9 protein-coding genes and 1 tRNA gene are annotated in these 12756 nt (G+C 52.3%); 8 read left to right on the forward strand and 2 right to left on the reverse strand.

Annotated features, from left to right (window positions below; translation table 11 throughout):
• Nucleotides 1–23: 23 nt before the first annotated feature.
• From RAL91_RS06375 to RAL91_RS06405, 7 genes are all read left to right on the forward strand, one after another.
• Nucleotides 24–875, forward strand: coding sequence for a cytochrome c family protein (locus tag RAL91_RS06375; RefSeq protein WP_306260686.1), 852 nt, complete (start codon nt 24–26; stop codon nt 873–875).
• Nucleotides 876–1130: 255 nt separating this feature from the next.
• A complete protein-coding gene (locus tag RAL91_RS06380; protein WP_306260688.1) occupies nt 1131–2711 on the forward strand; it encodes a HAMP domain-containing sensor histidine kinase in 1581 nt (526 codons plus the stop codon).
• 101 nt (nt 2712–2812) lie between these two features.
• Nucleotides 2813–2889, forward strand: a tRNA-Arg gene (locus tag RAL91_RS06385).
• A gap of 1272 nt (nt 2890–4161) precedes the next feature.
• Nucleotides 4162–5289 (forward strand): helix-turn-helix transcriptional regulator, encoded by a 1128-nt coding sequence (locus tag RAL91_RS06390; protein ID WP_306260690.1) that lies wholly within the window; start codon nt 4162–4164, stop codon nt 5287–5289.
• A gap of 17 nt (nt 5290–5306) precedes the next feature.
• Nucleotides 5307–6458 carry a fatty acid desaturase gene (locus RAL91_RS06395; protein WP_306260693.1) on the forward strand — a complete coding sequence of 384 codons (1152 nt, stop codon included), beginning with the start codon at nt 5307–5309 and terminating at the stop codon, nt 6456–6458.
• A 6-nt stretch (nt 6459–6464) separates the two neighbouring features.
• A complete protein-coding gene (locus tag RAL91_RS06400) occupies nt 6465–8753 on the forward strand; it encodes an RND family transporter (protein WP_306260695.1) in 2289 nt (762 codons plus the stop codon).
• On the forward strand, nt 8750–9271 hold the full coding sequence (locus RAL91_RS06405) for a hypothetical protein (protein ID WP_306260697.1): 522 nt from the start codon (nt 8750–8752) through the stop codon (nt 9269–9271). The genes RAL91_RS06400 and RAL91_RS06405 overlap by 4 nt, the downstream gene beginning before the upstream one ends.
• Before the next feature lie 67 nt (nt 9272–9338).
• Here RAL91_RS06405 and RAL91_RS06410 read toward each other — a convergent pair whose 3' ends face one another.
• Nucleotides 9339–9950, reverse strand: coding sequence for a phosphatase PAP2 family protein (locus RAL91_RS06410; RefSeq protein ID WP_306260699.1), 612 nt, complete (start codon nt 9948–9950; stop codon nt 9339–9341).
• A gap of 499 nt (nt 9951–10449) precedes the next feature.
• Between RAL91_RS06410 and RAL91_RS06415 the strand changes: the two genes are divergently transcribed.
• A complete protein-coding gene (locus tag RAL91_RS06415) occupies nt 10450–11586 on the forward strand; it encodes a DUF6152 family protein (RefSeq protein ID WP_306260701.1) in 1137 nt (378 codons plus the stop codon).
• Between the two features lie 96 nt (nt 11587–11682).
• Here the strand turns inward: RAL91_RS06415 and RAL91_RS06420 are convergent, their stop codons facing one another.
• A complete protein-coding gene (locus tag RAL91_RS06420) occupies nt 11683–12378 on the reverse strand; it encodes a GntR family transcriptional regulator (protein WP_306260702.1) in 696 nt (231 codons plus the stop codon).
• Between the last annotated feature and the right edge of the window lie 378 nt (nt 12379–12756).

The raw sequence follows: 12756 nt of genomic DNA on the forward strand, positions 1-12756 counted from the left end.
CGGCTTGCAAGAGAGAGAAGCGAATGGACTCCTTTGAGTTTAACAAGATCGCAGGTGCTATTCTGGGCACCCTGCTCCTGGTGATGGGACTGGGAATCGTGGCAGAAACCATTTTCTTTAGCGAAGACATGGAAACCCCCGGATACGTGGTTGATGTCCCTGAAGACGGCTCGGATACGCAAACGGCTGCTGCTCCAACCGAAGAACCTATTGCCGTTCTTTTGGCTAGTGCAACTGCAGACGATGGTGAATCTGTCGCCAAGAAATGTGCGGCCTGTCACTCCTTCGACGAAGGCGGTGCCAACAAGGTTGGGCCGAATTTGTGGAACATCGTCAATGCCACGCCTGCTGCTAGGGATGGGTTCAAATACTCAGCTGCCATGGAGGCCTATGGCGATGAAAATGTTTGGGCTTATGAAAATCTGAACAATTTTCTGGCAGCCCCGAAGAAATACCTCAAAGGCACATCCATGGGCTTTGTTGGTTTGAAAAAGCCTGACGAGCGGGCCGATATGATCGCCTATCTGCGGTCCTTGTCGAATGCTCCGGCTGCCTTGCCGGTTGTGGAACCTGCTGCGGCTGAAATGCCAGCGGATGATGCCGCAACTGAAGAGGCTGCGGGCGAAGCAGCACCTGCTGCAGAAACAACTGACGCCCCATCTGCAGAAGAGCCTGCTGCAGCGGAAACCGCTGAGCCGGAAGCTGCGATGCCAGAAGCGACCGCACCAGAAGCTGCCATGCCGGAAACAAATATGCCGGAAACAAATATGGAAGCGCCTGCGGCAGAAGGCACAGAGACAATGGAAGAAGCAGCACCTGAAGCTGAAGAAACCGCACCTGACGCAACAGAGAGCAGCGAAACTCCTGCAAACTAAGCGAACGCACTTCGGCACTTTCACTTTGCCTGCAATACTGATCAACCTCCCGGACACACCGGGAGGTTTTTTGTTGCGTTCTGTTAGCTGGTGACAATTGCTGGTAACAGAAGCTGGTAACAAACGCTTCACGGGCTGTTTACTGTTGGTTTATTTGCAAATTTCCGCCAGCCGACGGATAAAGCGTCCACAATCTGCTTAGATGCGTGATCGACTTGCCTTTGTCGGATCACTGATTTTGCTGGACAAGCTTAAATGACCAACCGCCTTGAAAACACTTCCAGCGCTGCTGAGGCCCGAAAGCCCGGCAGGATTCGCCGCGCTGTCCAGCCTCGTAAAAGCAAAATGGGTGGCTTGTCGACAAAGCTTCTGCTGCTGACAATTGTGTTTGTCATGATCAGTGAAGTGCTGATCTATGTTCCCTCACTGGCAAATTTCAGAAATACCTGGCTGGTGGATCGCCTTGAGCGGGCAGCAATTGCGCTTCGCGTTGCCGAGGAATCGGGTAATTTCGACATGTTGTCCGACAGCGCCGCAAGCGAGATCATGGAAGAGCTGGGCGTTCAGACCATTGCAGTTCAACGTGATGGCCGCCGTCAGTTGATCGCCATGTCCAACATGCCCTCCATGGTGACTTCAGAATTCAACACCTCTGTCATGCAACCGACGAACGCCATTATGGAGGCCATTCAATCATTGCTGAATGGCCAGAACAGAACCACACGGGTGGTGGGTTTTGTCCGTGGTTTGAATGATGCAGAGGGCCAACCGGCAGAAGTTGAGGTTGTCCTGAAGGAAGATCAGCTGCACGACGCCTTGCTCGCTCACTCCTTTAACATTCTGCAATTGTCTCTGGTAATCTCCATCATCACCGCATCGCTGGTCTTTCTGGCACTGCGCGCCCTGTTCGTGCGCCCGTTCAGACGGGTGACGCAGAACATGGTGCGTTTTGCCGAAGATCCGGAAGACCCGGCGCGCGTCATCAACACCACCAAACGCAGCGATGAACTCGGCATTGTGCAAAATCAATTGGCAGACATGCAGACCGATCTGCAGACCATGCTGGGTGAACAACGCACGCTGGCAGACCTTGGTCTGGCGGTTTCAAAGATCAATCATGATCTACGCAACATCCTGGCATCTGCCGTTCTGTTTTCCGATCGCCTGCAATCCATTGATGATCCGGTGGTGCAACGCTTTACGCCCAAGCTCGTGCGCGCGCTGGATCGTGCCATCGCCTATTGCCAGTCCACGCTTTCCTATGGCCGGGCACGCGAAGCGCCGCCCACCATCAGAGTGGTTCAATTGCAGGCTCTTGTGATGGAAGTCTGCGAAGTGCTGGGTCTCGACAGCGAAAAGACAGTCCGGTTTGAAAACCTGGTGCCGAATGAAGTGACAATCGATGCTGATCCAGACCAATTGTTCCGCGTGTTGCTGAATCTCAGCCGCAACGCGCTTCAGGCCATGCAATCCAACGGCGCGGAAATGGCCGAAAGCGTCATTAATTGCCTGACAATCAGGTCCTGGCATGAAGAAGGTCACAATTGCATTACTGTCTCTGACACCGGCCCGGGCATCCCGCCGGAACTGCACGGCACGTTGTTTAAAGCCTTCCAGTCCTCATCAGGCCCCGGTGGCTCCGGCCTTGGTCTCGCCATCGCCTCGGAACTGGTTCGCGCCCACAGTGGCAGCCTCACACTGGATGAAACAGGGCAGGGCGCCAGCTTCACGATTCGCCTGCCCGTTCTCAGCGAAACGCCAGATCTTGCAAGCCCGGAATCCAGTGGTCAGGCGACCTTGCGCGTGGTCAAATCCGACAGCAGCCACAGCGCCTGAGCACCCACAGCAATTCCCGCAATTTTGTCCCCAATTACCGCTTGCATTCTGCCCGTCATCGCATTAGGGATACGCACCTTGCCGCCCGTTGGGCCTGCAATGCACCGGTAGCTCAGCTGGATAGAGCACCAGACTACGAATCTGGGGGCCGAGGGTTCGAATCCTTCCCGGTGCACCATCATTTTTTTCACGGCAGTTTGCTATGCAAACGCCTCCGATGGGGCGGAGCAGACGCGCCGGACGCTCGGTCGAGCATCTTGGTTCAGGTTCGAGGTTGTTCTTCTCACCCGCACCATTTCCCCATGTGAAACGTCACATCATTTTGACCTTTACGTCAAAAACTGACCCAACATCAGATCGTAGCCTTCCTGCACAGGTAATCGTCACCCGCAGGGCGGATCGACGAGGATAAGGTCGGGCAGTTGGCAAGGGAGTGTTCCAGCTCTGCGAGACGGACACCGGCCGAGAAGGAGCGTGACATCGGCATTGATCGAAAATTTGAGCATAGTCTTTAACTGCCGGTTTGCGGATGGTCTTGTTTCAGAGCGCATTGACCATAAATTGATCTGAAAGGAGAAAAGGAATGACGCCAGAAACATTGATAATCTTCGCAATCGCCATCGCTATTGTCGGCTATCTCGCTTGGCGTACCTGGCGTTGAGCATTTGTGCGTGCAAAGGCTCGAGAAAGCATTTGCGTAGAAGCATTGTGGCTTTGTCCGCTTAGCGTTCTTTCGACCACGGCCAAGCGACCATTGACGCAGCTCAAATAGAGCGACAATGTTCCGAGCGAAAGCCGGTTCGCCGACAGTAGTCTGGAGCGCGGTGTCCTAACGCAAAAGGTCGTGGGACAGGAGTGTTGAACGTCAGATGACTTTGACCTTCAAATTATAAACTGACCCAAAATGAGAAAATCCGTAAAGCCGACCTTGGCACGGATCGTAGCGAAGGTCCGGTTTGGGTCAGAATTGCTTGAGGTTTAGGCCAATATTGCGGGACGCGGCCCCCTGATAGGATTCTGAAATTCCTCTGCATCGAGTCAATGGTGCGCGACGTTCCACACCCCAGACAGCAGAACATCCCTGCAGCGCATCTCTGGAAATTCATGATCAGACTAGGTTTGGCGCCTTAAACCGACCCTTGCCACATTCTTTGAGGAAATTTGCGGGATTGGCCTGTTGAAAAAAGGCGCACGGATGTTGCTTTCCCTTGCTCTTTTCGCTTTATCTACCACATTTTGATATGATCAAGATTTCGTGATCACCTGTTTCCGTGGGCGTAAACCGGCGGCGCAAGCGCACCCGAAAACCCCGATAGCGCAAACAGACTATTGGCAAGCACCCCAAACTCTCAGATGATACCAAAAGTTCTGGCAATAACTGCCAGGGTCTGAACCCGGTTGGGAACTGGGGTTCGGGCTCTGGTTCATAGCTTGGTTTGGGGAGGCCAAAGTGACCGGGGGACGGCTGTCAAAAATTGAGTCTGTGGCTCAATCTGTGTTTGAGGCTGGAATTGGCCAGAGCTCGTGGACGAATGCTGTGCGCGACATGGTGGCGCTGCACAATGGTGCCGGTGGCGCTCTGTTTCAAATGAACAGAAAAACCCTCCAGATTTCTGAGTGGCATTCTGTAAACCTCAACGACACAGAAGAATATATTGAAGAGATGAATGCCATCAATCCGCGCATGCATCACTCTTTGGCAAACGATGCACCACACATTATCACAGACCTGGACTGCATCAGCAGGGAAGAGATGGCCCGCCACGAATTTTATCGCTGGCTGGAAACACGTTGCCACATGCAATACTTCATTGGAACCAGACTGATGGACACGGGAGATACGTCCACATTCATGTCCGTCGAATTTGAAGCGGGTGAAGCGTCGCCGCACAGGCAAAATCTGGAAGATTTCAGGGTTATCAGCACCCATTGTGCCAATGCCAAACGTCTGGCAATGGCCAGAAACGCTGAAAAGCCGTTGGCCGATCTGGACAGTTTTCTAGCTCAAAAATCATCGACAGCGCTTTTTTTCCTCGACAATAAATGCAGATTTTTCTTCGCTAATCCGGCAGGTGAATCATTGCTGTCCAACGGTCAGTTGCTCGCTTTGGCTGATGGATTTCTGACACTGGTACATAAGGCGTCGCAGGAGAAACTGGCCGCGATTTATCAATCCGTACAAGACGATGAAACCGGGTTGATCACGCAGCTGTTTCGCCCAATCTTTGTCCCCTCAAGCAACCCCAAATTCACGATGTTAGTCCGGTTTATGCGCCTGCCTCATGTGTTGAGAGGCCCGGGCAACAAGTGGAGTTCCATCTGTCTGTTCGTACAAACCACAACGGGTAATGATGACGAAATCAAAAGTCTTCTGGTGGATACATTCGGCCTCACTGGTCGTGAAGCGGAGTTGGTTATGATGCTCAGAGAGAATGGCACCATCGCAGAAGCCGCCGCCACGCTGGGGATCGCACACAATACGGCGCGGGTGCATTTGCAGCGCGTTTTCAAGAAAACCGGTGCCGGCACGCAGGCGGATTTGGCCGTGATCGTTGAACGTCTGTCAACATGGGTATGAGGTTTCCAGAAGCATCAATGACTCACATGAGATTTTACTTTCAGCCGCTCATTCTCATCTTTTCGGCATTCTGTCTGTTGAAGGGGGGCATCTGGATGTGGGTCAGCCCGGTCCTGATCTTCTTCAGTCTCTCTTTCATCGATGAGATTTTTGAGGAGAAGGATGACAGCGACGAAAATTTATCATCGGATGTGCCGCTGTTTTTGACCATTGGTCTGTTTCTGATGGTCTGGCTTTTGTTCCTGATTGTCGTCGGACACACTTACCAGAACTGGGGTGGCTACGTTCCGCTTAATTTATCCGATTTTGATGGTATATTAGAGCCGCAGCCGCTTTGGGCGCTTATTGGCGCCACCTGGACGATGGGCATGCTGGGGATCGCGGTTTGCAACATTGCCCATGAATTCGCTCACCGGCTTGCTAGCCCGCCTCGGAGGTTCGTCGGGCAATGGCTGCTGGGCTTTGCGTTCCACACCAGCATGCCAATCGAGCATGTCTTCGGTCACCACAAAAATGCGGGCTTTTACGATGACCCGGTCAGTGCTCATCGGGGAGAAGGTTTCTGGCTGTTTCTGATCCGGTCTTTTACGGGCACTTATCGCAACGCATTCAACATCGAGAAACAACGCCAGAAACGCAATGGCAGGCCGCTCATCAGCCTCAAGAACAAGGTATTTGCTGGCTATCTGATGCAACTCGGTCTTTTCGCTGTCAGCTTTTTGATAGGTGGGATCGCCGGAATTCTGGGCTTTTTGGGCGCTGTTGTGTTGAGCCTCGTCATTCTTGAGCAGTTTCAATATATCAGCCATTACGGGCTGACACGCATTCCAGGAACGCCGATGCAGGTTCATCATTCCTGGGATTTTTCCAGGCTGGGGTCGAACAGCTTCATGTTCAATCAGACCCGGCACAGCGACCACCATTTGTCTGCCCGCAAGGAATATGGCCAACTGGACAAGACCGATGACACGGTTTCCTACCCCTTCAGCCCCATTCTGATGCTTGTCATTGTGCTGGTTCCATCCCTTTTCAGAAAAGTGGTTTCCGCCGAGCTGGCGCGCTGGGACAACAGTCTTGCCAGTGCAGAGGAGCGGGATTTCATCCAGGACTATCTGAATTCAGATCCCCATGGGCGTGCTGCTGCAGGCCGAACAGCGGTTCTGGATTGAGAGCCCATGCTGGCAAGATTTCCTCAGGCCCATCGTCTTGGACAAATGTCACTGCACTATCCCAAATGGGCTGTGGTGATTGTTGTGATTGTCACCGCACTGTCGATATTCGGGATAAGCACGCTCAAGTTCGATGATGGTGTGGCCACCGCTTTCAGAAGCAAGGACGACATCTATCGCCTTTACAGTGAGAACAAGGAGCGTTTCACGCCGTCTGAAAACGATCAGGCAATTCTGTTCCGCTCCTCTGGTTTTGATGATCCGGAAAATCTTGAGAGAGTGCGCAATTTCGCGCTGGAGATATCCCTGATTGATGGTGTGGAAGACGTCTTTTCCATTTTTTCGCTGCGGACAGATACAGGCAGCGGATCATTCGAACCTGCTTTGCCGGTCGATCTCTCCGAGCTTGGTGCTGGCCTGTCTGATGCCTTGAAGGGTTTGAAATCCCACCCGCTGGAGCGTGGGCAATTTCTATCAGAAGATCTGAAATCCACGCTGGTCCTGTATCACCAGAATTTCGATCGTGCCGGGCTGGAGGCCTCCCGCATAATCTTGTCGGAAGTCCAGGAAGCCGCTCAGATGGTTGTCGAAGGTTCGGATGTGACCTTTGAAGTCACTGGCTTGGCCTCTATCAGGCAGATACTGATCGATTCCCTTTTGGGGGATTTGATGAGGTTGAACCTGATCGGCATGACATTGGGATTCCTGATCGCGCTGGTTGCCTTGCGCTCGGTCGTTTTGGCTTTTCTGACCTCGGTCCCATCGAACATTGCGCTCTTCTGGTCATTGGGAAGCATGGGGCTTTCCGGCATCGCGATTGATACGCTGACCAATGTCATTCCGGTTCTGATTTTGGTGTTGTCGTTAGCAGACAGCCTGCATCTGACCTATGAGCTGCGCCGCAATCTGGGCAAGACTTCTGAGATGAAGGCCATTGCAGATACGCTTCAGAAAATCGCCCCCGCATGTGTGCTGACCTCAATCACAACAGCGATTGCCTTTTCAACCCTGCTCATCTCTCAATCGGAGCTGGTCAGAAATCTGGGCCTTGCGGGCCTGATGTCTGTTCTTGTGGCCGTTGTTGCGGTGCTGTTGGTTCATCCTTTGGTGTTCATATTAGCCCTTAAGCTGAAAATTATTCCCAAAAATGCGCCGAAAAGAGCGGTTCCGCTCAGCTCTTACTTTGATGGCATGCACCTTGTGCGGTTCGGCACGCGCCATGCAAAAGTCATCACCTATCTGTCAATCATCGTGCTGTTGCTGGCCATCGCCGGTCATTCCATCAACAAATCGAACTACAGTTTCATCACGCTGGTCCACAAATCGCAGCCGGAAGTTCTGACGCTGAGGCAGATTGAAGAGACCCTTGCACCCACCATGTCAATCGACCTGCCAATTGAGATAACAGCCGGCAAAGCTTTTGCGCCGCAGGTTCTGCAGGAAGTCCATGCTGTTCAAACCGCCATTGAGACCGCGCTGCCCGACAATCCGGTGTTTTCAATCTCGTTGCTCGCGCAGTGGATTGCGCCCGATAGCAATAGGCTGGACAGGGAGACAATTGTGATCGATGTTTTTGAACAATTGTCTGAAACAACGCAAACGCGATTGCTGAACAGCGACAGAAATGTTGCGCTTATGCGGGTTCAGGTTGCGGACCACGGCGCGACTGAAACAAAGCAAAAAATTGCCGAAATCAGGGCTGCTTACAGCGCACTTGAATTCGAGCATATTCGTATATTGGAGCCAACAGGTCTGTTGCCGATGTCTGCAATTGTGGGCAGTAATATGATCCGCCATTTGAACATCAGCTTTCTGCTGGCAGTAATTTTTTCCGGGATTTTGATCGCCGTCTGGTTTGGTCATTGGCGATACGGTTTCTTTTGTATTGCGCCAAATGTTCTGCCCATTGCCATGGTTGGTGGTTGGCTGTTTCTGATGGGCTGGCCATTGGAAATGCCGTCAGCAGTGGCCTTGACAATTGCCTTTGGCATAGCCGTTGATGACACGATCCACGTTCTCAACCGGTTGAAATTCGATGCGCCGATTGAGCAGGGATATGACAAGGTTCTGGTTGAAAAAGCGTTTCAGGACGTATCACCTGTTCTTGTCACCACCACCGCGGTTTTGGGTTTTGGCACGCTTGGATCCCAGTGGAGCAGCACACCGGCAATCGCGTATTTTGGAGCGCTGACCATTGCCATTTTCATTTTGGCCCTGTTTGCTGTTCTCACCGTTTTGCCTGCATGGTTGGAAATATTCGGTAAATCAAGAAAACAGCGCGAGATTTCAGAATGACAGTCAACAAATTTTTTGCGGGAACAGTCATGGCGCTCGTCCTTGTGCTCTCGACAATGGGGTTTGGTTCGGCAGACACACTTCTTGCCAAGGCCGATGGCAGTTGGTCTGGCAGCGGATGGTTCAGGAACGGCATTGATACGCCCAAAGAGGCTGCACGCTGTCGCTATAAAAACCAGGTCAGTTCGTCTGGAGACAAACTGACAATCAGTGGAAAATGCACGGCCGCAGGCAGAACATTCAAAACCACCGGAACGATTGATTTTTCCGGAAGTGGCGGGCGCTTCACTGGAGGCTGGAGCAACCCCAGGGGACCCGGCACCATTTCATTGGTTGGGCAGCAATCCGGGAGCAAAATTACATTTACGTTTCGGGCCAGGGAAGAAACCACTTCCCAGTATCTGGCACACCGCAGCATCTGGACCATCAGCAGTTCAAAGCTGCGTCTGGTTGGAAGCGTAAAAAATCCGGACACAGGCAAATATTCGGACCTCAGCGTTATGGAATTCTCGCGCTAGACCTCAGCAAACTGGTGGATCAGTCCGGCCTTCGGGAATGATCCATGGCTTCGCAAATGATCCATGCCTAATAGACCTGTTGAAACAGCCAAAACACAAATCCGGCCAAAACAATGCCACCGGGGATATCCAGCACATAATGCTGCTTGGTGAACACGGTACTCGCCGAAATCAGAAACACGACCGTAAACATCACACCGGTCCAGGGTGTCAGCCAGTCAGAGATATTGGCCAGAATATGGAACAATGTCAGGAAAACCGCACTGACATGCATTGAAGGAAAACAATTCCCCCCTCGATCAATGATCTGCAAATTGGATAGAAATTTTTCTGATCGGGAATTATCCGGATCATAGCTGCGCCAGGAATCCGGTGTTTTCACGGGAAAGAGAAACGCCAGTAAAACCTGCAACACAAGCAGCAGGATAAAACTCGTGATCACGAATGAAAAGTGCCGCAGATCAGTCATGGTGAGGATGACCGAAGCGAGAAAGGGGTAATACAACAAACAATAAGCCCAAACCCAGCGCGGTTTGAACGGGATCAAATCATCCAACGCAGTGTTCAGGTTAAAATGTTGTCGAAGATGATATTTTTGGGGAAGTAAATAAAGCTGATAGCCACCCAGCAGAACAAGGATGGTTATAAATAGTGCGTTAAGACTATCTAGCAGGCTCATAATGTGTGAATTCACGTATTCTATGTGATTTATAAAAATGGATCATAAAATGCGTCAATTTACGTGTCCATTTTAAAAGCAGATTACACCATAATTTCTTTGACTATTTCATTGGAATATCAAGAGTGCCAGGTGAGCGCACAATCATAGATAGTTATACTTAAGTTTCTGAAGTTGTGGTTTAGTTGTGCGGGTGGCCTCGTGACGGGTCTCAGTCTGTTTTGACCTCCGGCCAGCAACTGACCTCTTGGTAAACACGCCAGCGCAGCAGCTGCTGCAATTTCACCAATTATCGTCCGCGTCAGCCAAAGAATGCGCTCCGGAAGGTCGCGGGGATGCAGCACCGGATAAAGTTGATCTGCTGCTTGACACATCAATAGTTAACATACTAACTATCGATCTGATGAGGCCACGCATCCGAACAGCGCCGAGGTCACTATGTTGGTCGGATTTGGGCCGACCACCGCATGCGATCCATCGGCCAAGCCAAGGAACCGACATGAAAAAGCACAAGACTTTAGGTATCCTCACCCTTATCTGCAGTGCTGCAGTTTTGGTCGGGCCAAGCAGTGCCCACCACGGAGTCAACGGGCAGTTTGACCTCAGTCAGACGCTCGAAGTTACCGGCACTGTTACGAATATCCGGCTCGTAAATCCTCACAGCTATGTTTATTTCGATGTACAAAACGACGAAGGTGGCGTTGATGAGTGGCGCTGCGAGCTCAGATCCGGCAGCATTCTCAGACGCCTCGGCTGGAGCAGAGATCTGTTCCCCGACGGTGCAGAGATCACCATTTCGGGCGCTCCGGCCCGGGAAGAACCGCATGCTTGCTATACCGAAACGATTACCTTTGCTGACGGCAGAGTTCTGCAACGCAATTCCACCATTGATGCCGAGGGAGCCGTGATCAAGGAAGAGCGGCAGATCGTTCGGTCCGATGGCACGCCAAATATCGACGGAAACTGGGTTGCGCCTGCGCGCAGTAGACCAGGTCCGCCCCCTGGTAACGGCGAGGGCGAGGGCGAAGCTGCGGCACCAACCGGCACCCGGCCTTCTGGTTCACCTGCAGATCCCCCTCCCGGTGGTGGCGGGAGAGTTGAAATCGAATTGACCGAGGCCGGCAGCGCGCTCGCCGCTGGGTATGTCCGCGAAGACCATCCCCGCTTCAATTGCCAATCCGTAAACATCTTTGATGACTGGACTTTTGACCAGATGGTCAACAGAATTGTCCAGACAGATGACACCATCTACATCAATTACGGATTCATGGACATCGTCCGCGAGATCCATCTTGATCTGGAAGATCACCCGACAGGCATCAAGCCGAGCATCTCCGGACATTCCATCGGGCGCTGGGAGGATGGGGTGCTGGTTGTTGACACAATCGGTTTTGAACCGGGCTACCTCGTCGCGCCTCCGGTGACAGGGCAGGGCGCTATGATGAACTCTGACGAGTTTCATGTGGTCGAGCGATTTTCACTCAGCGAGGATGGCTTGACAATGGCCCGCACCTTCGAGGGCAAGGATTCGGTAAATCTGGTGGGGCAATATGAGGGGCAAGACAGCGTCAGCCTGACTGATGCTGCCTATGAAGATTATGCCTGCGAGGATCTGACCAACGAGACCTTACCCTGAGACGCGCTGCTGTGGTCAGCTCTGCTGTAGCGTGGCTGCACAACTAGGGCGATTGACTGTCGGAGGATGCGGCATACCAGTTGGCTGCAACAAAGCCTACGCTGAATTTTCTTCAGCTTCGCCAACAACCGTCTGCACCAATTGCGCGGTCCGCATGAAATGCGCATTGAGCAATTCGATCACGAGGTCGGTCTCCCGGTCGACGGCCGCAGACATGATTTCCTGATGCTCATCGCGCGGGTCGCTGCGGGAGACACCGGCGACACGGGCCAGGTTTCGGTAGCGCTCTGCGGCATCAAAAAGGCGGCTGCAGGTATCGATCATCCAGTTTGAACCACAGGCTGATATGAGCGATTGGTGAAAATCCTTGTGGACAGTGGCCCATTTTGGATTGGGGATCATCTCTTCCTCGGGGAGAAAGCGCGGTGTCCTCTTGAGCCGATGGCAGTTCAGGATAACCGCTTCCTCCCAGTCGGTATTGCCTTTTTCAATCGATTCCCGGACGCCAATTTCATTCACCCAACATCTGGCCTGCGTTAAATCCGCAAGCTCCGGTACGCTGACCGGCTGAACCTTGAAACCGCGATTGTCTGCCTGAAGTGCCAGGCCTTCGGCTGATAGTCGGTTCAGCGCCTCCCGTACGGGACTGAGACCGGACGCGTAGGTTTTGCTGAGATCGCGGATGTTCAGCTTCGCGCCGGGAAGCAGCTTTCCCGCAAGAATTTCGTTGCGCAGAAGCAGGTAGATGGACGACGCCCGCGTGGGTCTTTGCTCAATGGCTTCGTTCACCATGTCTTTCATGCCTCATTTGGAAGGCTGGCCTGTCAGGAGTGATCGCCTTTGACTCTCAAGATGGGCCGCATTTATTGCCAACGATAACCCGCGCATTCAGATCAGTCAAAAATGATCGATTATTTTTACAGGCCCAAAATTCCGATTGCCGCTCTCGCGTATATTAAAACTGCAAACAAACCCGGCAACCTGTCCCAGAGCAATATTCTGGCAAACACACCGCCAAATCCGCTTGGGAATTTCATTCGGATGCCATTTTTAGAGTGTCGGTTTATGTCGATTATTCATTTGATAATTGAATGATACCATATATTTAGAAAATGTATCAAGTTGTTAGTTCCGGTATCGCATCCAGCTGTGGCGTAACGTTTCTGAGGG

This window comes from Pararhizobium sp. IMCC21322 (assembly GCF_030758295.1).
Taxonomy (GTDB): domain Bacteria; phylum Pseudomonadota; class Alphaproteobacteria; order Rhizobiales.

Excerpts from the sequence above, each read along its gene's own strand:
- RAL91_RS06410 (WP_306260699.1), bottom strand. The coding sequence starts at position 9,950 with ATGAGCCTGCTAGATAGTCTTAACGCACTATTTATAACCATCCTTGTT.
- RAL91_RS06420 (WP_306260702.1), bottom strand. The coding sequence starts at position 12,378 with ATGGTGAACGAAGCCATTGAGCAAAGACCCACGCGGGCGTCGTCCATC.
- RAL91_RS06415 (WP_306260701.1), top strand. The coding sequence starts at position 10,450 with ATGAAAAAGCACAAGACTTTAGGTATCCTCACCCTTATCTGCAGTGCT.
- RAL91_RS06380 (WP_306260688.1), top strand. The coding sequence starts at position 1,131 with ATGACCAACCGCCTTGAAAACACTTCCAGCGCTGCTGAGGCCCGAAAG.
- RAL91_RS06405 (WP_306260697.1), top strand. The coding sequence starts at position 8,750 with ATGACAGTCAACAAATTTTTTGCGGGAACAGTCATGGCGCTCGTCCTT.
- RAL91_RS06400 (WP_306260695.1), top strand. The coding sequence starts at position 6,465 with ATGCTGGCAAGATTTCCTCAGGCCCATCGTCTTGGACAAATGTCACTG.
- RAL91_RS06395 (WP_306260693.1), top strand. The coding sequence starts at position 5,307 with ATGACTCACATGAGATTTTACTTTCAGCCGCTCATTCTCATCTTTTCG.
- RAL91_RS06375 (WP_306260686.1), top strand. The coding sequence starts at position 24 with ATGGACTCCTTTGAGTTTAACAAGATCGCAGGTGCTATTCTGGGCACC.